The 17012-nt window shown below is 63.7% G+C and carries 16 protein-coding genes; 6 read left to right on the top strand and 10 right to left on the bottom strand.

The window, feature by feature from the left end; all coding sequences use genetic code 11:
* Positions 1 to 173: 173 nt before the first annotated feature.
* A complete protein-coding gene (ligD, locus tag AC1DYJ_RS23480; RefSeq protein ID WP_477281994.1) occupies positions 174 to 2663 on the bottom strand; it encodes a DNA ligase D in 2490 nt (829 codons plus the stop codon).
* Between the two features lie 56 nt (positions 2664 to 2719).
* Complete coding sequence (locus tag AC1DYJ_RS23475) at positions 2720 to 2944, bottom strand: hypothetical protein (protein ID WP_181060457.1); 225 nt, start codon at positions 2942 to 2944, stop codon at positions 2720 to 2722.
* 202 nt (positions 2945 to 3146) lie between these two features.
* On the opposite strand from AC1DYJ_RS23475, the gene AC1DYJ_RS23470 reads away from it, so the two are divergent.
* Positions 3147 to 4154: an aldo/keto reductase gene (locus AC1DYJ_RS23470; RefSeq protein ID WP_477281991.1), complete on the top strand. Its 1008-nt coding sequence runs from the start codon at positions 3147 to 3149 to the stop codon at positions 4152 to 4154.
* A gap of 81 nt (positions 4155 to 4235) precedes the next feature.
* Positions 4236 to 4733: an N-acetyltransferase family protein gene (locus AC1DYJ_RS23465; RefSeq protein ID WP_477281990.1), complete on the top strand. Its 498-nt coding sequence runs from the start codon at positions 4236 to 4238 to the stop codon at positions 4731 to 4733.
* 87 nt (positions 4734 to 4820) lie between these two features.
* On the opposite strand, the gene AC1DYJ_RS23460 is transcribed toward AC1DYJ_RS23465, so the two are convergent.
* The 5 genes from AC1DYJ_RS23460 to AC1DYJ_RS23440 form a co-directional block, all read right to left on the bottom strand.
* The gene (locus tag AC1DYJ_RS23460) at positions 4821 to 5450 is read right to left on the bottom strand and encodes a glutathione S-transferase family protein (protein WP_477281988.1); all 630 of its coding nucleotides are present in this window, start codon (positions 5448 to 5450) and stop codon (positions 4821 to 4823) included.
* Positions 5451 to 5528: 78 nt separating this feature from the next.
* The gene (locus AC1DYJ_RS23455) at positions 5529 to 6539 is read right to left on the bottom strand and encodes a LacI family DNA-binding transcriptional regulator (protein ID WP_477282623.1); all 1011 of its coding nucleotides are present in this window, start codon (positions 6537 to 6539) and stop codon (positions 5529 to 5531) included.
* Positions 6540 to 6671: 132 nt separating this feature from the next.
* Positions 6672 to 7685: a zinc-dependent alcohol dehydrogenase family protein gene (locus tag AC1DYJ_RS23450; protein WP_477281986.1), complete on the bottom strand. Its 1014-nt coding sequence runs from the start codon at positions 7683 to 7685 to the stop codon at positions 6672 to 6674.
* A gap of 36 nt (positions 7686 to 7721) precedes the next feature.
* Positions 7722 to 8492, bottom strand: a complete 771-nt coding sequence (locus tag AC1DYJ_RS23445) for an L-iditol 2-dehydrogenase (protein ID WP_477281983.1) — start codon at positions 8490 to 8492, stop codon at positions 7722 to 7724.
* A gap of 210 nt (positions 8493 to 8702) precedes the next feature.
* Positions 8703 to 10022 (bottom strand): ABC transporter substrate-binding protein, encoded by a 1320-nt coding sequence (locus AC1DYJ_RS23440; RefSeq protein ID WP_477281981.1) that lies wholly within the window; start codon positions 10020 to 10022, stop codon positions 8703 to 8705.
* Positions 10023 to 10317: 295 nt separating this feature from the next.
* Between AC1DYJ_RS23440 and AC1DYJ_RS23435 the strand changes: the two genes are divergently transcribed.
* From AC1DYJ_RS23435 to AC1DYJ_RS23425, 3 genes are all read left to right on the top strand, one after another.
* Positions 10318 to 11298, top strand: a complete 981-nt coding sequence (locus AC1DYJ_RS23435; RefSeq protein WP_477281979.1) for a tagatose kinase — start codon at positions 10318 to 10320, stop codon at positions 11296 to 11298.
* Positions 11298 to 12578, top strand: coding sequence for a D-tagatose-bisphosphate aldolase, class II, non-catalytic subunit (locus AC1DYJ_RS23430; RefSeq protein ID WP_477282621.1), 1281 nt, complete (start codon positions 11298 to 11300; stop codon positions 12576 to 12578). The genes AC1DYJ_RS23435 and AC1DYJ_RS23430 overlap by 1 nt, the downstream gene beginning before the upstream one ends.
* A gap of 81 nt (positions 12579 to 12659) precedes the next feature.
* The gene (locus AC1DYJ_RS23425) at positions 12660 to 13250 is read left to right on the top strand and encodes a DUF922 domain-containing Zn-dependent protease (RefSeq protein ID WP_477426269.1); all 591 of its coding nucleotides are present in this window, start codon (positions 12660 to 12662) and stop codon (positions 13248 to 13250) included.
* A gap of 90 nt (positions 13251 to 13340) precedes the next feature.
* Here the strand turns inward: AC1DYJ_RS23425 and AC1DYJ_RS23420 are convergent, their stop codons facing one another.
* On the bottom strand, positions 13341 to 14045 hold the full coding sequence (locus AC1DYJ_RS23420) for an SDR family oxidoreductase (RefSeq protein WP_477281975.1): 705 nt from the start codon (positions 14043 to 14045) through the stop codon (positions 13341 to 13343).
* Between the two features lie 128 nt (positions 14046 to 14173).
* Between AC1DYJ_RS23420 and gcvA the strand changes: the two genes are divergently transcribed.
* On the top strand, positions 14174 to 15079 hold the full coding sequence (gene gcvA / locus AC1DYJ_RS23415) for a transcriptional regulator GcvA (protein WP_477281973.1): 906 nt from the start codon (positions 14174 to 14176) through the stop codon (positions 15077 to 15079).
* 37 nt (positions 15080 to 15116) lie between these two features.
* On the opposite strand, the gene AC1DYJ_RS23410 is transcribed toward gcvA, so the two are convergent.
* Together AC1DYJ_RS23410 and AC1DYJ_RS23405 are read right to left on the bottom strand one after the other, a co-directional pair.
* Positions 15117 to 15833, bottom strand: a complete 717-nt coding sequence (locus AC1DYJ_RS23410) for a hypothetical protein (protein WP_477281971.1) — start codon at positions 15831 to 15833, stop codon at positions 15117 to 15119.
* 51 nt (positions 15834 to 15884) lie between these two features.
* Complete coding sequence (locus AC1DYJ_RS23405; protein WP_477281969.1) at positions 15885 to 16988, bottom strand: flavin-containing monooxygenase; 1104 nt, start codon at positions 16986 to 16988, stop codon at positions 15885 to 15887.
* Positions 16989 to 17012: the final 24 nt, after the last annotated feature.

The following is a 17012-nucleotide window of genomic DNA, read 5'->3' as shown; positions in this document are numbered from 1 at the left end:
GTCCGAAGGACGAACGACACCGCTGAAATCCTACACCGGCCCCAAACATACCGGCAAATTCCTGACGAAACCTTCCAGGCGGATTGGAGGGGGCGCAGAGGGAGGATAATTCAAATTGCCTGAAGCGTCGATGGATTTGGATTCCTCTTCCCGTACCACGGGGGGCGAGGAACCTAGATCTTGAAGGCCGGCAAATCCCTTGCAAAATCCTCCATGTCCGCCCAGGGATCGCCCGACGTCGCCAACAGCCCCGGCAGCGAGGAGTAGTTTAGATCCTGCGGCGCATCGATGGTCTCCAGGTCGCTCCAGCTCACCGGCGTCGAGGCCGGCAGATTGGTGCGGGCGCGCAGCGAATAGGGGGCGGCGGAGGTGTGGCCGCGGGCGTTGCGGTGATAGTCGATGAAGATACGCCGCTTGCGGTTTTCCTTGCCCATGGTGGTGGTGAAGGTGTCGGGCGCGGTGGCCGCCAGATGGGTGGAGATGGCGCTGGTTGCCTGGTGCAGCTTCTTCCAGTTCTGCTTTTGCGTCACCGGCACCGTGATGTGGATGCCGCTGCCGCCGGAGGTCTTGGCGAACGGCACCAGGCCGAGCCCTTCCAGCTGGCCCTTGATGTGAACGGCGGCCTCGACCACTTCACGCCAGGCAATGCCCTCGCCCGGATCGAGGTCGAAGACGATCAGGTCGGGCTTGTCGAGGCTCAAGCGGTGCGTGCCCCAGGTGTGGAACTCGACAACGCCGAACTGCGCCAGCGCCAGATAGCCTTTGGCGCCCTCGACCGACAGGAAGGACTTGGTCTCGCCTTCGGAATTGACGCTGTCGAATGTCACCACCGAAGGCGGCATGCCGGTGAAGGCATGGCGCTGGAAGAAACAGTCCTTGGGCAGGCCGGTCGGGCAGCGCACCAGCGACACCGGCCGGCCCATAATGTGCGGCAGCATGAAGTCGCCAACCAGCGCGTAGTAGACGGCGATGTCGAGTTTGGTCGGTCCGGTCTTGCCGAACAGCCGGCGCTCCGGGTTGGTCACCCAGATGGTGGCGAGATCGGCTTCGGCGATCAGCCGCTTGCGCTTGGGCGAGACCGGCGTCGACAGGCCGACATCCCTAAGCCCGCGAAACACGCCGTGGCGCAGCGCATTGTCCGCCGTGCGGTTGGCGTAGTGGATGCGGGCCGACAGCAGCGGCCGCACCCATTTCATCTCGCGCATGATTTCGCGCGGCACGCCCTCGGGTGGCGTCGCGCCATCGCGCAGCGGCTCCAGCCGTGCCAGCAAGTCGCCTGCGGTTGCGGCATCGAAGCCGGTGCCGACCTTGCCGCGATAGTGCAGTTCGCCGTCTACAAATTCGGCCATACCGAGCGCGGCCAATCCTTCGGCGGCGTCTGAGACGGTGTAGCCGGCGATGACGAAATCGCCCTTCTGCAGCGCCTTGACCTTGGTCCAGCTCTTGGTGCGGCCACTCTGGTAAATGGCATTGGCGCGCTTGGAGACGACGCCTTCCAGGCCGAGTTCATTCGCCTGGTCGTAAAGCCCCTGCCCGTCACCCTCGACATGATCGCTCAACTGGATGGCGGAGTTGGCGCCCATCCCGGCGAGAAGCTCGGCAAGCAGTGCCTTGCGCATTATGAGCGGCGCCTTGCGCAGGTCCCAGCCGTCGAGATGCAGCACGTCGAAGGCATAGAAATGCAATTTGGAGCCCGCACCCGCCGACAGCGCATCCTGCAGCAGCGCGAAACGCGAAATGCCCTTCTCGTCCAGCACCATGATCTCGCCGTCGATGATCGCCTGGCTGAGAGGCAGGCGCGAAAAGGCCTGCGGCAGGTCGCCATAGCGCTTCGTCCAGTCGATGCCGCCGCGGGTGATCAGGCGCACCTCGCCATCGGCGATATGCGCCATGGTGCGATAACCGTCGAATTTTATTTCGTGCAGCCAGAGTTCGCCCGTATCCTCAACCGGCCCGCCCGGCGGTTTCGGCACCTGGGTTGCGAGTTGCGGCTCGATGCGCGACGGCGGATCGCCTCTGACAGCGCCGGGCAGAGTTCCAGGTTTCAGAGCGCCAGGTTTTGGCGGCAGCCGCGCCGGCTTCGTCGGTGGCACGACCAGTTCCTCGATGCGGCGGCCCGACTTCACGCTTTCCGGGCGCGCTTCGAGAATGTCGAGCTTGGTGTCGGCGGCGAGGTCGCGCTCCTTGAACAAGAGCCAGTTCTTCTTGTTCTCGTCCTCGCCGGGCTTCGGCTTCAGCCGGGTCAGCATCCAGCCGCCATTGAGCTTTTCGCCGGCCAGCCGGAATTTGAACGCGCCGGTTCGCAAGCTCTTGTCGACATCGTCCATCGGCGCCCAGGTGCCGGTGTCCCAGACGATCATCGGCCCACCGCCATATTCGCCCTCGGGAATGACGCCTTCGAAGTCGATATATTCGAGCGGATGATCCTCGGTCTCGACGGCGAGCCGCTTGTCGGCCGGGTTGAGCGAAGGCCCGCGCGGCACCGCCCAGCTTTTCAGCACACCACCGACTTGCAGGCGCAGATCATAGTGGTCGGCGGTGGCATGATGCTTGTGAACGACGAAGCGGTTGCCGTCGGCCGAAACAAGCCCGCCCGCCGGTTCCGGCGTCTTCGAAAATTCGCGCTTGGCGCGATACGCTCTAAGCTTGGGTGGGGTGGTCATGTCCGCATGCTAGGCGGGATGCGGCGGCTGCTCAATCGATGGCAATCGACGGCAGCTCAATCGTCGGTGGCCGGCGTCAGGTCGAGCTCGGCCGGTGAAAGGCCGCCCTGCAGCTGGCTCAGCCGGAATTCGTCGACCCAGTAGGCCTCGCCGTCGACCAGCACGCGGGCAGAGTAGACGCCGCCGGAAAAGCTTTGCGCGGTGACATAGACCTTGTGGCGGTCGAGCGCCTTGCGCACCGCGGCGCGCTTGGAATTCTGGCTGGTGACGGAACTGGCCATGCTACGCTCATACCCAACAGCCGCAAGACATGGCGGCGCTTTAAGGATGCGGGAGATCAAGCGGTCTGTCAATTTTGCGCCGCCGGGCGCGAAATGGAGCGCTGTTCACACCTTGCGTGATCGGCCTGTATTTCACGCCTCGTCTATGGAAATCGACCGGTAGGTTCCTATTCTCACAAGCGGATTAATACAGGGAACGAACATGGCGCTAGAAACACGCAAACTCGGCAGCCAGGGGCTGCAGGTCTCAGTGATCGGCCTCGGCTGCATGGGCATGAGCCAGTCGTACGGCCCGGCCGATGAAGCGGAATCGATCGCTACCTTGCACCGCGCCATCGAGCTCGGCTGCACCTTCCTCGATACGGCCGAAGTCTACGGCGCCTACGCCAATGAGGAATTGCTCGGGCGGGCGCTGAAGGGCCGGCGCGATGAAGTGACGCTGGCCACCAAATTCGGCTTCCGCATCGAAAACGGCAGACAGGTCGGCACCGAGCGCGACAGCCGGCCCGAGCATATTCGCGAGGCGCTCGAAGGTTCGCTGAGGCGGCTCGGCACCGACCATGTCGACCTCTACTACCAGCACCGGGTCGATCCGGCGGTGCCTATGGAAGACGTCGCCGGCACGATCGGCCGACTGGTCGCCGAGGGCAAGGTGCGCTTCTTCGGCCTGTCCGAGGCGGGCGCGGCCAACATTGCCCGCGCGCATGCCGTGCACCCGGTGTCGGCGCTGCAGAGCGAATATTCGCTGTGGGAGCGCAATCTCGAGCCGGAGATCATCCCGCTGCTCAAGAAGCTCGGGATCGGCCTGGTGCCGTTCGCGCCGCTCGGCCGCGGTTTTCTTGCCGGCGACGTCAAGCGCGCCGAGGAGTATCCCGAAGGCGATTTCCGGCGCGGCGACCCGCGCTACCAGGGCGCCAATTACGACGCCAACGTCACGGCAGCGGCTGCCGTGCAAGAGGTGGCCAACGCCAAGGGCGTAAAGCCCGCGCAGATCGCGCTGGCCTGGGTGCTCGCCAAGGGCAACGGTTTCGGCATCGATATCGTGCCGATTCCCGGCACCAAGCGGCGAAAATATCTGGAGGAAAATGTTGTCGCCGCCGCGATCCAGCTCGACGCTGCCGAGATGGCCGCGCTCGATGACGCGCTGGCGCCGGGAAAGGTTGCAGGGCCGCGCTACAATGAGCGGGTGATGACGACGATCGACAGGTAGGATCCTTCCTTCTCCCCCTTTTACACACTTGCGTGGCGACAGCATCTTGATTGCCGGCGTGAGCTTGGCATGATCGTCGCGATGACCCAGATCAGAGCCATGACCGCAAGAGACGTGCCCTCGGTGTCGCGGCTGTTGGGTGAATCCTGGCGGCGCACCTATTCACCGATCATGGGGCCTGAGACCACCGCGCGGCTCTCCGACGACAGGCACGCGCCCGAGCGGCTGGCGGCCGAATTGCTGGATGACAACAAGATGTCGTTCGTGGCCGAACGGCCGGACGGTTCGATATCAGGCTATGCGATGGCGGCGATGGACGACCGCGGCGACGTCCTGCTCGACCGGCTGCATATCGACAGGACCGAGTTCGGCAGCGGGCTCGCCACCGACCTGCTGCACGCAGTGCTCGCCGCCCATGCCGGCATTCCCAGCATTGCGCTGGAGGTGATCGAAGGCAACGCCCGGGCGATCGCCTTTTATCGCAAGCACGGCTTCGAAGCGGTCGAGCGCCGGCCGGCCGCGCACGGCGTCGGCGGCCATGCCTCGGTTATTTTGCGCAGGGCGCTGTCGAGGGCGTAGAAGTTAGGGGAATAAGGCAGTAGGGCAGTAAGGCAGTAGGGGAAGATAAGGTGATGCCGACCGCACACACCTACTGCCCTACTGCCCTCACCCACCCGAATGCGGATCGATGCCGTAGACATGCACGGGATAGCCAGGACCGATGGCATCCGCCACTCGACCCATCCAGGCAAGGACCGCCGGAAAATCCGCCAGCGCATAGCCGCAATCCTCGGCCAGATGGCTGTAGGCATAGACGGCGATGTCGGCGATCGTGAGCGTGTCGCCGACAAGAAACTGGGTGTCGGTCAGGCTGCGCTCCAGCGCGGCGAGCGTGCGGGCGCCGGCCTCGCGCTTGGCCGTGACCATGGCCTGGTTGCGCTCCAGCCTTCCGGTCAGCGTCCAGAAACGCAGCGAGCCGATGACCGGCTCGACATGATACTGTTCGAAGAACAGCCATTGCATGACCTTGGCTTTGACATAGCGGTCGGCCGGCAGAAACGACGTGCCTTCGGCGAGATAGATCAGGATGGCATTCGATTCAGCAATCGCGCGGCCATCCTCCAGCTCGAGCACCGGAACGGCGCCGGCCGGGTTGAGCTTCAGGAAAGCGTCTGTGTGGCTCTCGCCCTCGAAGATCGAGACGAGATGGCTGTCGTAGGGGATATTCAACAGGCCAAGCAGCACCCTCGCCTTCCAGCCATTTTGCGACGGCAGATAGTCATGAAGCGTGAGCATGGCTGTCCCTTTCGTGCGACCGGGCCGAATTTGCATGCCGTCGTGGCAACCGCCACCCGATTCCTGCTGCCTCCCCCCTCAAGCCGAGCTGCGCAGCATCAGCTCGGCGTTGAGCAGGATGCGGCCGCTGCCGGGTTTGGCGGCCGGCGATTTTTCATCCAGCCGCTGCAGCAGGAGTTCAATCGCCAAGCGGCCGATCTCGTTGTAGTTCTGTGCCACTGTCGTGATCGGTGGGCAGGCGTAGCGCGACAGCGGATGGTCGTCGTGCCCGGCGACCCTGAGGTCGCAATCCGCGCCATGGCCCACCTTCAGGCCGAGCTGATAGGCAGCGGCGAGCACGCCGAAGGCAACACGGTCGTTGGCGCAAAGCACCGTTTTGGTCGGAAAGCCCTGTGACTTCAGGATACGCAGCGCTTCGTCAAAGCCGAATTTCTCGAAATCCCACGACCGCGCATCCGTGACGGGCACGATTTCAGGCGTCATCTTGAACTGCTGCATGGCCTCGACATAGGCATCCTGCCGCGCCGAGGCGTTGTTGTTGACGAGCGGCATGGCGAAGTAGCAGGGCGGCTCGCCGGAGCGGCAGAGATAGTCGACGATCAGCCTGAAGCTTTGCCTGTTGTCGGTGCCGACGAAGGAGGAGGTCTCGTCGAGCGGCGAGTCGACGTAGATCAGCGGAATGCTCGAGCCGAGCTCGGCCAGGATCCGGTGGTGCGACCGCACGCCGAGCGGCGCGATGATGGCGCCGGCGATGTTCATCGATCGGAACGTCTGGATCGCCTGGTCCTCCATTTCGGCGCGCCCGTCCGAGGAAAGGACAAACGCCAGGAAGCCGGCTTCGTTGGCGATCAGCTCGATGCGACGCGTCAGCGCCATATAGAACGGGTCGGTCGAGTTCGGAATGATGACGCCCAAAATGTTGCTGCGGCGGCGGTTGAGATTAACGGCGAACATGCTCGGCCGGAAGTCGGATTTCTTCAGCGCGGCCTCGATGGCGCTGCGGGTGTTCTTGCGGACCGAATTGGGGTCGTTGAAATATTTGGAGACGGTGGTGCGCGACAGACCGACGAAGTCGGAGAAGTCCTCCATCGTCCTGATCGTCTTTGCCATTCACACGCTCCCTGTCCGGACTGTCATCTTGATAGATGAGTCACGTTTTTTCGGAAAGGCGAAGCAACAGTCATTCCCGCTTGGCTGCCATGGCAGCGGCCCATGCGGATTCTACTGTTCCGCGGAGAATTGTACCTTCATTGTTGCCGGATCACTGCCGCCCTTGGCGAAGAACGGCAGCAGTTCGGAAAGCGGCAGCTGGTGGCTGACCAGCCGCGCCATCGTGCCGTCGTCTTGGCTGAGGATGTCGAGCGCCTGCGGGATGTTGCGGTTCAGCGAATGCGATCCTGCCAATCTGATCTGGCGGCGGAAAATCTCGAACGGGGCAACCGAAATCCTGGCGTCTGGCGCGCAGACGCCGAAGACGAGCGCCGTGCCGCCATCGGCGGTGAAGCCGATCATGCCTTCGACCACCTTGGCCACACCGGTGGCGTCGGCGACGAAATCGAAGCTGCGCGCCTGCGCCGACAGCGCCTGCGATCCGGACACCAGCGGCTCCAGCCCGAGCGCCTCAGCGAAGGCGAGCCGCTGCTCGCTGATGTCGGCAACCGCCACGTGTTTGACGCCCTTGGCCCTGAGCGACAGGGCCAGCAGCAGGCCGATCGGCCCGGCGCCGAAGACCAGCGCGGTGCCGGGCATGGTTTTGCCGGCCTCGATGCCGGCGCTACCCAGGCCGTTCAGCACGCAGGCGAGCGGCTCGGCCAACGCCGCCGTGGCGAAACCGAGATCGCCGATCCTGTGCAGATGGTCGACGGCAACCAGGCTGAACTCGGCGAAGCCGCCATCTGCGGTCACGCCATAGGCCTTCAGGCTGGCGCACAGATTGGTGAGACCCTTGCTGCAGGCGGGGCAATGCCCGCACGGGATGTTGGGATCGACGGCGACCCGGTCACCGGGCCTTACGGTGGTCACATCGCTGGCGACGGCCTCGACCGTGCCGGTATATTCATGACCGGGGACCAACGGAAACGCGCCCTCCCCGTAGCGGCCATGCAGGACCTCGATGTCGGTGTGGCAAAGCCCTGCGGCGCGGACCCGCACCAGAGCGTGCCCCGGCTTGACCTTTGGCAGGTCCAGTTCCGCCATGCCGGCAACGCCCGCGGCGGTAAATCGGATGGCCTTCATGTCAATCTCCCTTGGCGATGCGGCTTGGAGAGCGCTTCAGCTCATCCAGTTGCCGCCGTCGACATTGTAGGTCTGTGCCAGAATGTAGTCGCTGTCGGACGAGGCCAGGAAGACGGCGAGCCCGGCAATGTCCTCGGGTTGGGCGAAACGGCCGATCGGGACCGACTTCGCCACCGCCGCCTTCTTCTCGCCGGGCTTCAGGCCCTCCCAGCGGGCGAAATGGGCGTCGACGACATCCCAGTGCTCGCCATCGACGACGCCGGGCGCGATGGCATTGACGTTGATGCCGTGCTTGACCAGCGCCAATGCCGCCGACTGCGTCGCCGAGATGATCGCCGCCTTGGAGGCGCAGTAAAGCGTCACCAGTGCCTCGCCCCGGCGACCGGCCTGGCTCGCCATGTTGATGATCTTGCCGCCGCGGCCACGCGCGATCATCACATTGGCCACCGCTTTCATCATGAACAGCGGCGCCTTGAGATTGATGGCGAAGACGCGATCGTAGCTTGCCTCGGTGATATCGGTGATCGGCGCCATGTCGAAGATGGCCGCATTGTTGACGAGAATGTCGATGCCGCCGAGTTCGCGGTCGACTTCGGCGACCACCCTGTCGATCGCTTCGAGGTCGGTGACGTCGAGCTTGACAGCGCTGGCCGAAGGGCCGATCGCGGCAGCCGCCCGCGTCGCACGCTCGATGTCGATATCGGCAATCACAACCCTGGCGCCTTCGCGCGCATAGGCTTGCGCAAAACCGAGGCCAATGCCGCGCGCGCCGCCGGTGATGAGGGCAATCTTGTTGTTCAGTCTCATTTCAATCTTTTCCAAAGTTTCTCGAAAGATGTGCCGCCCAATGACGGCCGGCGCGACGTCATGGGAGGCATGCCCCTGCGAGCGAATTCAAGGAAAGCACGGACCCGCTGTGGACGGGTCCGTGCATCCTCCGGGCCTGCTGCAATGGGAGGCTTTTCCAGGCCCGGATCGCCGGGGACGGCACACGCACCGTCCCTGGCTTGAACGCGCCTACTTGATGTAACCCGCCTCCGTCATCGTCTTCTCCACCGAGGCCTGGGCATCCTTGAGCACGTCGTCGACCGACTGCTGGCCGGTGACCGCGGCGGCAATCGCCTGACCGACCTCGGTTCCAATGCCCTGGAATTCGGGGATGGCGACGAACTGGATGCCGGTATAGGGAACCGGATCCCTGGTCTGCTTGGTCGGATCGGCGGATTCGATCGCTGCAAGGACCGTCGCGGCGAAAGGCGCCGCCTTCTGGTAGTCCGCGCTGGCATAGGTGGATTTGCGCGTTCCCGGCGGTGCCGCAACCCAGCCTTCGGTCTCGCCGACGCGCTGGACATAGGCTTTCGAGGTCGCCCATTTTACGAACGACTTTGCGGCATCCACCTTCTTGGTCGAGGTCGGGATGGCGAGGCTCCATGCCCAGCCCCAGGCCGAGCCATTGGGGGTGACCGCCACCGGCGCCTTGGCGAAGGCAACCTTGTCGGCAACCTGGCTTTGCTTGGGATCATAGACGCGGCCCGCGGCGGACGTGGCGTCAATCCACATGGCGCAGTGGCCGGAGGCAAACAAAGTCTGGTTCTCGTTGAAACCGTTGGAGCTTATTCCCGGAGGGCCGTCCTTCTTCATGGTGTCGACATACCAGCCGATCGCCTTCTTCCACTCGGGCGAATTGATCTGCGGCTTCCAGTCCATGTCGAACCAGCGGCCGCCGAATGTGTTCACCAGCGTGCCGACAAAGGCCATGTTCTCGCCCCAGCCCGGCTTGCCGCGCAGGCACAGGCCGTATTGTTCCTTCGACTTGTCGGTGAGCTTGTCGGCGAATTCCGTGATCTGGTCATAGGTGGGCTGCTCCGGCATCTTCAGGCCGGCGGCATCGAACAGATCCTTGCGGTAGAGCGTGAACGAGCTCTCGGCATAGAAGGGCACGGCGTAGAGCTTGCCGTCGACGGTCAGGCCGCTGCGAACCGGCGCGATCAGATCGTCATAGTCATAGTCGTCGCCGAGATCGTTGAGCGATGTCAGCCAGCCGCTCTTGCCCCAGATCGGCGTTTCATAGCCGCCGATGGTCAGAACGTCGAACTGGCCGCCCTTGGTGGCGATGTCGGTGGTGACCCGCTCGCGCAGCACGTTCTCCTCGAGCACGACCCAGTTGACCTTGTTTCCCGTCGCCTTCTCCCATTCCTGCGACAGCTTCTGCATGATGATCATGTCGCCATTGTTGACCGTCGCAACCGTGATCTCCTCGGACAGGGCGGCACCCGCCGCCAGTGCCGACGCAGCGACCGACGCGGCGAAAATTCCAATACGCTTACCAATTGGCATTTCGTCTCCTCCTTTACGAATGCGCATGCGTAAGTGAACATGCGTATATATTTTATTGCGCTTGAGGACAGGCAAGTCAAGCGCGGCAATACGCGATTTTTGGAGCCAGGGTCGCTTTCCGCAATGGTTGCGGGAAGACGAGGCACACCGATAAGGGCGCATGCGAATGAAAATAAATGTACGCACGTTCAGTTTGTGTTGACTTCGCTCTCCCAGCGATTTACCTCGACTGTAGCCTGGCACACGCCGCCATGATCCGCGCGCGGTCCGGTTGGGGAGAGAAGGATTTGCAAGCATGAGCCTTTCGCGCCGCAGCGAGATCGCCGCCGAGGCCGCGGGGCCAACGATTGTGGCCGGCGAAATCCTGGTCGAAATCATGGCGACGGAACGGGGCTTTGGCTTCCTCGAACCGCAGACGCTGACAGGGCCCTTCCCGAGCGGCGCGCCGGCGATCTTCATCGATCAGGTCGGCAGGCTGGGCGGCGGCGCAGGCATTATCGGCTGCATCGGGCGTGACGATTTCGGCACGCTCAACCTGGAAAGACTGAGGCGCGACGGCGTCGACGTTTCCGCCGTCGATGTCAGCGACCGGTTCCCGACCGGATGCGCCTTCGTGCGCTACCGGCCCGATGGCGGCCGCGACTTTGTCTACAACATCGCCGAATCCGCCGCTGGCCAAATCCGCCTCACCGCCGCTGCACGTCTGCTGGCGGATAGAGCCGGCCATCTGCACATTATGGGATCGACGCTGTCGGTGGCCGGGCTGAGGGAAATCGTGACTTACGCCGTGCAGGCGGTGCGCGCCCGTGGCGGCTCGACCTCGTTCGACCCGAACATGCGCAAGGAATTGATTGACGGCGCCGACGGCGCGCTGTTTTCGACGCTGGTTGACGATGCCGATCTGCTTTTGCCGTCCGGCGACGAATTGCTCGCCGCGGCCGGCGTCGATGACGAGCACCAGGCGGTGGCGGCATTGTTTGCCCGGGGCGTCGGCGAGATTGTGCTGAAGCGCGGGGCCGCCGGCTCGTCATGGTTCGGCGCCGACGGCTCCCGGATCGACAGCGCCGGGTTCCTGGTCGAGGAGGTCGACCCGACCGGCGCCGGCGATTGCTTTGGCGCGACCTACCTGACCTGCCGCCGCCTGGGAATGGAGCCCGGCAAAGCGCTGCTTTATGCCAATGCCGCCGGTGCCCGCAACGTCACGCGGCAAGGCCCGATGGAGGGCGTTGCCGGCTTCGACGGGCTCGATCAATTCATCAAGGGAACAGCGAGATGATGGCCAATCCCCTTGGCGGTCTCGCCGCTGCCCGCCGCAACGGAACACCCTACGGCATCACCTCGATCTGCTCGGCGCATCCGCTGGTGATCCAGACGGCGATCAGGCGCGCCGTTGCGGACAAGGAAGCCAGCCTGCTGATCGAAGCAACCTGCAATCAGGTCAACCAGTTCGGCGGCTACACCGGGATGACCCCGGACCTGTTCGTCGCCTTCGTCCTGGAAATCGCCAGCAGGGAAGGTCTCGACCCCCGGCGCATTATCTTTGGCGGCGATCATCTCGGACCGAACCCGTGGCGTGCGGAACCGGCCGCAAAGGCGATGAGCAAGGCCGAAGCCATGGTCACGGCTTACGTCTGGGCCGGCTTCAGCAAGATCCATCTCGACGCCTCGATGGGTTGCGCCGGCGAGCCGGCGGCGCTCGACGACGAGACCATCGCGACCCGGGCGGCGCGCCTGGCCAAGGCGGCTGAAAAGGCAGCGCTCGCGCGCGGCGGCGTATTGCCGGTCTACATCATCGGCACCGAGGTTCCCGCTCCGGGCGGCGTCGACCACGCAATCAGCAAGTTGAAGCCCACTGACGCCGCGGCGGCGCGGCGCACGATCGAGATTCATCGCGACATCTTTGCCCGCGAAGGCCTGACGGACGCCTTTGGCCGCGTCATCGCCGTGGTGGTGCAGCCGGGCGTGGAATTCGGCAGCCAGAATGTCGTCGCCTACGCGCCCGAGAAGTCGAAAGGCCTGACCGGATTGCTCGATGAGCAACGCTCGCTCGTTTACGAGGCGCATTCCACCGACTATCAGAGCCGCACGGCGCTGACAGCGCTCGTCGCCAACGGCTTTCCGATCCTTAAAGTGGGTCCGGGCCTGACATTTGCCCTGCGCGAGGCGTTTTACGGTCTCGACCTGGTCGCCTCCGAAATGGTTGCCGACTATGGCGACCGATCGCTCGCACGCACGATGGAGCGCGTGATGTTGGCTGCGCCCGGCCATTGGCACAGCCACTATCATGGCGATAAGGCGAGCCTCTATCTGCAGCGGCATTACAGCTACAGCGACCGGATCCGCTACTACTGGAGCAACCCCACCGCCATCGCCGCCGTCGACCGCCTGCGCAAGGCGCTCACCGACGTGGCCATTCCTGAAACGCTGATGCGGCAGTTCCTGCCGACGCTGCCGGCCGCACTTGGACCGGCCGGCAATCCCGAGGCGATTTTCCACGCGGCGGTTGGCCAGGTGCTGGCGGACTATGATGCTGCTTGTCGGGGCCGCAAGGACTAAAACCCGAAGCCACTTTGTCAGCCGGCGCGCGCGATGCTAGAGCGAAAGCATGACATCCGTGGCGGCCTCCTCGATATCGGCATGAAATCAGTCGTTCTGTTCACCCTGCTGCCGGCCTTGCTCCTCGCCTCGCCCGCCCGCGCCGACTGGAAGCCGGTCGAGAAGGTCGAGACCTATGCCATATCGGGCCAGAGCGGGCCCGAACTCTACGCTTCGATCGGCGAAGCAGGCCCGCTGCTGGGAAAGGGCCGAGTCATTGCGCACACCAATTTCAAGCTGACTTGGACCCGGGACTACAAGCCGCAAGGCGGCGCCTGCGTTATCAAATCGGCGCGGCCGAAACTCATCATCACCTACACCTTGCCCAAGCCGGCCGCGCCGCTGTCTCCTGCCGTGCAGAAGAGCTGGGAGATTTTCGCCGCCGGGCTCGCCGCCCACGAAAAGGTGCATGGCGCGGCAATCGTCGAAATGGTGCACAAGATCGAAGCGATCAGCGTCGGCATGACCGTCGCCGACGATCCCGGCTGCAGCAAGATCCGCACCGAGCTGACCCGGCAGCTTGCTCAGATCTCGCTGGCGCAGCGCCAGGCCAGCCGCGACTTCGACAAGGTCGAATTCGGTCCCGGCGGCAATCTGCGGCAGCTGGTCTTCAATCTGATGACCGGGAAATAGAGCCGTCACGAACTGATTCAGGATCTGGCTCTATTCCCTTGTTTGATCGCGATCTTTCGCGGTCTGGCGATCACGCTTTGACCTGCTTGATCAGATCGCGCGGATGATGCCGCCGTCGACGCGGATGTTCTGGCCAGTGATGTAGCCGGCGCCCTCGGACGCCAGGAAGGCGATGGTGGCCGCGACTTCCTCAGATGTCCCGTAACGCTGCATCGGCACGCTGTCGCGACGCTCCTCGGTGGCCGGCAGGCTGTCGATCCAGCCGGGCAGCACGTTGTTCATGCGCACATTGTCGGCGGCATAGGTGTTGGCGAAGATCTTGGTGTAGGCGGCAAGGCCGGCGCGGAACACGGCGGACGTCGGGAACATCGGGCTCGGCTCGACCACCCAGGCGGTCGAGATGTTGATGATGGCGCCGGCCTTCTGCCTGACCATCTGCGGCGCCACGATGCGCACCGGGCGGATGACGTTGAGCAGATAGACATCCATGCCGGTGTGCCACTGCTCGTCCGTGATCTCGAGGATCGGCGCGCGCGGCCCGTGGCCGCCGCTGTTGACCAGCACGTCGATGCGACCGTAGCGCTCGAGCGTCAGGTCGACAAGGCGCTGCAGATCCTCATTCGACTGGTTGGAGCCGGTGACGCCGAGACCGCCAAGCTCCTTGGCCAGTGCCTCGCCCTTGCCGGAGGACGACAGGATCGCAACCTTGAACCCGTCCGCCGCCAGCCGCTTTGCCGCTGCCGCACCCATGCCGCTGCCGCCGGCAACGACCACTGCCACTTTTTCTACACTCATGTCGATTTCCTTCACGGGTTGGCGGGGCTCTGAAAGCCATGTTTTCGAGGTTCGAGCAATGCTATAACCGGTTTTGCGATCTGGTTCGAACCAGAAAGCCTGAAATCAAGCTGTAGAAAAACTACTGCATGCCCGAAGCCTTCCTCAGCCTGCCACCGTTGAATGCGCTGCGCGCCTTCGAGGCCGCCGCGCGTCATCTCAACTTCCGCATCGCCGCCGAGGAGCTGAACGTAACGCAAGGAGCGGTGGCGCAGCATATACGCGGGCTGGAAGCCGATCTCGGCGCAAAACTGTTCGAGCGGCTGCCGCGCGGCCTGGCGCTGACCGACGAAGGCCGCGCCTATGTGCCCAACATCCGCCGCGCCTTCGACCTGATCTCGGAGGCCACCTTGCTGTTGCGGCCCGAACCGGCAAGGCTGACGATCAGCGTCACGCCGAGCTTTGCCACCAAATGGCTGATCCCGAAACTGCCGGAGTTCGTGGCGCACAATCCACTCGTCGACCTCAGGATCCTGGCAAGCGAAAGCCTGTCGAGCTTTCAGGCCGATGGCGTCGACATCGCGGTCAGGCAAGGCCGCCCGCCCTTCGGCGCCGGACTGATGGTGGACCTGTTGTTCCCACAGCAGATCGTGGCCATCTGCAGCCCTGCCCTGTTGCCGGCCGGCGCGAACGAGATCGCGCCGGCCGACATCCAGCATCACGTGCTGCTGCACGACGCGCACAATCTGTGGCCGGAGTTCATGGAAAAAACGCTCGGCCTGAAAATGGCCAGCGAGACCAAACGCATGCGCTTCAACCAGACCGGGCTGGCGATCGACGCCGCCATTGCCGGCCAGGGTATTGCATTAGCCAGCCGCTTCCTGGTTGCGGCCGACATTGCCGCCAGCCGACTGGTGCAGCCGCTGCGCGCGGAAATGCGCGGCACGCAGGATTTTTATGTCGTGGTGCCACGCAAACAGCGCCATCCCGAACCGACGCAGGCGGTGCGACAATGGCTGCTGGATGAGGGGGATGCGGCGCGGGTGTCGGATTGAGGCCTTTCAGCCCGGCCGACGACACTCTGCATCGATATTACTTACCGTCAGCGCACAAGAGGTTGCAGTCGGCCGTCTTGATTCCTTGCATGAAGATATTGAGCGACTCCAGGGAAGGTACAGGAAGCTGACCAACCAACGGGGCGAACAAGTCAATCATGGCCTGGCGACGATCAAGGGAAACGCTCTGCGCCAGAAAAGGACCGCTGGTTCTCAGCGCATCAACCAGAAGTATCTTGTTCTTATCCTCCAATGCCGGATCGGACAGAAAAATCGCCGCGCCACGAAGCATTTTCTCTACCCCTCCCCGAGCCTTGGCCCCGTTGCCGCGCAAAAGTTCGGCAACGTTGGTTTGGTGGGCGAGATAATCGTCGAAAGCCAGTTGCAAAGCACCAGAAACCCTAATTAGGAATGCCATCGAAAGCGTGGCTTCATCGTGCAAAGACGGTCCGCCCTGACCGTAGGGCCTTGTCAGAGCCCCACTCTTGTTCATTACAAAAAATAGCGTGTCCTGATCGCTTGCATCGTATGGCGGCGTGCCTATCAAGGCCTCATGGTCCCAGAGCTTGCGGAGCAGGTCGCGGTCTTGTGGCCTTTTAAGCGTCGGCAAGTTGCCTTCACTCTGGCGCTGCCGCAAAAGCTCATCGAATTTGGCGTACAAATCCGTGGCGTCAGCCAAAGCTGTTGGCGGAACATGCGCGTGCGCCCATGTCGAAAACAGAATGGCAAAAACCGAATACAGCAGACGTTTCATCGCCGTGCCTTAGTGCCCGCGCCGCATTGCTGCAAAAAACGTATTCGATACTCAGACCCGTCGCGCAATGTCGGCCGCCACCGCCTTCGCCTCCCTGCCGATTTCCCGGAGCAGACCGGTGACCGGGTTGTAGAAGCCGACGAGGTAGAGGCCGAGTTGCGAGGAGCGGGCGTTGACGCCGCTGCGTTCCGGCTGCAGTTCCGCCGGAACGAATTTCTCGTAGCCCGGACGGTAGCCGGTGGCGAGGATGACGGCGTCGAACGCTTCCTGCCTGCCGTCGGTGAATAGCGCGCCGTGCTCGGTGAAGCGCGCGATGTCGGGCGCGATCCTGATGGCGCCTTTGGTGATGGCGTCGACCGTGCCGACATCGATGACCGGGATGCGGCCGACCTCGTCGATCTGCTGCAGGATGCCCTGTTTCGGCCGCACGATGCCGTACTTTTCGAGCTTGCCCAGGGCGAAATCGAGAATGATCGGGAACATCCAGTCGTTCACCGCCTGCGGCATCGGCCGGCTGGCGATGCCGACCATCTGGATCGGCACGCCGAACAGCTGGCGCGGCACGATGTGCACGCCCTTGCGCACCGAAATGGTGGGCTTGGCGCCGCCTTCGGCAAGGTCCAGCGCGATCTCGGCGCCGGTGTTGCCCATGCCGACGATCAGCACCGAGCGACCGGTGTATGGAGCAGCCTGCGTGTAATCGGCGCTGTGCAGGACGTCGCCCTTGAAGGCCTCGATGGCGGCGAGCCGGGGAACGATCGGCTCGGCATTGTTGCCGCTGGCGATGACGACATGGGGCGCCTTCAGGGTCTCCGATCCGGTCTCGACCAGAAAACCGCTGTCGTTGCGGCGAATGGCTTTCACAGTCACCCCGAAGCGGGGACGCAGATCGAATTTTCGTGCGTAGTCGTCGAGATAACGAACGACCATTTCGCGCGGCACGTAGCGCGGATAGTCCCTGGGGAATGGCAGGAACGGCAGCGAGGAGAACGACTTCACCGTATGCAGATGCAGCCGCCGATAGTGACGTCGCCAGGCGGGCGCCACCTCCCCGGCTTTTTCGAGGATGGCGAAATCCACCCCTGCCCGCTTCAGGCAGGCGCCGACCGCCAGGCCGGCCGGGCCGGCACCGACAATGACGACAGTCGTGTCCAAGCGATTCTCCTCCCGCCGGGCCTG

The organism is Mesorhizobium sp. P2_B11, assembly GCF_056404855.1.
The sequence above is the reverse complement of the archived record's forward strand: the minus strand, read 5'-3'. Positions and strand labels throughout refer to the sequence as shown.

Coding starts and splice junctions, on each gene's coding strand:
- AC1DYJ_RS23425 (WP_477426269.1), top strand. CDS start 12,660: ATGAAATCAGTCGTTCTGTTCACCCTGCTGCCGGCCTTGCTCCTCGCC.
- gcvA (WP_477281973.1), top strand. CDS start 14,174: ATGCCCGAAGCCTTCCTCAGCCTGCCACCGTTGAATGCGCTGCGCGCC.
- AC1DYJ_RS23440 (WP_477281981.1), bottom strand. CDS start 10,022: ATGCCAATTGGTAAGCGTATTGGAATTTTCGCCGCGTCGGTCGCTGCG.
- AC1DYJ_RS23450 (WP_477281986.1), bottom strand. CDS start 7,685: ATGAAGGCCATCCGATTTACCGCCGCGGGCGTTGCCGGCATGGCGGAA.
- AC1DYJ_RS23445 (WP_477281983.1), bottom strand. CDS start 8,492: ATGAGACTGAACAACAAGATTGCCCTCATCACCGGCGGCGCGCGCGGC.
- AC1DYJ_RS23420 (WP_477281975.1), bottom strand. CDS start 14,045: ATGAGTGTAGAAAAAGTGGCAGTGGTCGTTGCCGGCGGCAGCGGCATG.
- AC1DYJ_RS23470 (WP_477281991.1), top strand. CDS start 3,147: ATGGCGCTAGAAACACGCAAACTCGGCAGCCAGGGGCTGCAGGTCTCA.
- AC1DYJ_RS23430 (WP_477282621.1), top strand. CDS start 11,298: ATGGCCAATCCCCTTGGCGGTCTCGCCGCTGCCCGCCGCAACGGAACA.
- AC1DYJ_RS23410 (WP_477281971.1), bottom strand. CDS start 15,833: ATGAAACGTCTGCTGTATTCGGTTTTTGCCATTCTGTTTTCGACATGG.
- AC1DYJ_RS23435 (WP_477281979.1), top strand. CDS start 10,318: ATGAGCCTTTCGCGCCGCAGCGAGATCGCCGCCGAGGCCGCGGGGCCA.
- AC1DYJ_RS23455 (WP_477282623.1), bottom strand. CDS start 6,539: ATGGAGGACTTCTCCGACTTCGTCGGTCTGTCGCGCACCACCGTCTCC.
- ligD (WP_477281994.1), bottom strand. CDS start 2,663: ATGACCACCCCACCCAAGCTTAGAGCGTATCGCGCCAAGCGCGAATTT.
- AC1DYJ_RS23460 (WP_477281988.1), bottom strand. CDS start 5,450: ATGCTCACGCTTCATGACTATCTGCCGTCGCAAAATGGCTGGAAGGCG.
- AC1DYJ_RS23465 (WP_477281990.1), top strand. CDS start 4,236: ATGACCCAGATCAGAGCCATGACCGCAAGAGACGTGCCCTCGGTGTCG.
- AC1DYJ_RS23475 (WP_181060457.1), bottom strand. CDS start 2,944: ATGGCCAGTTCCGTCACCAGCCAGAATTCCAAGCGCGCCGCGGTGCGC.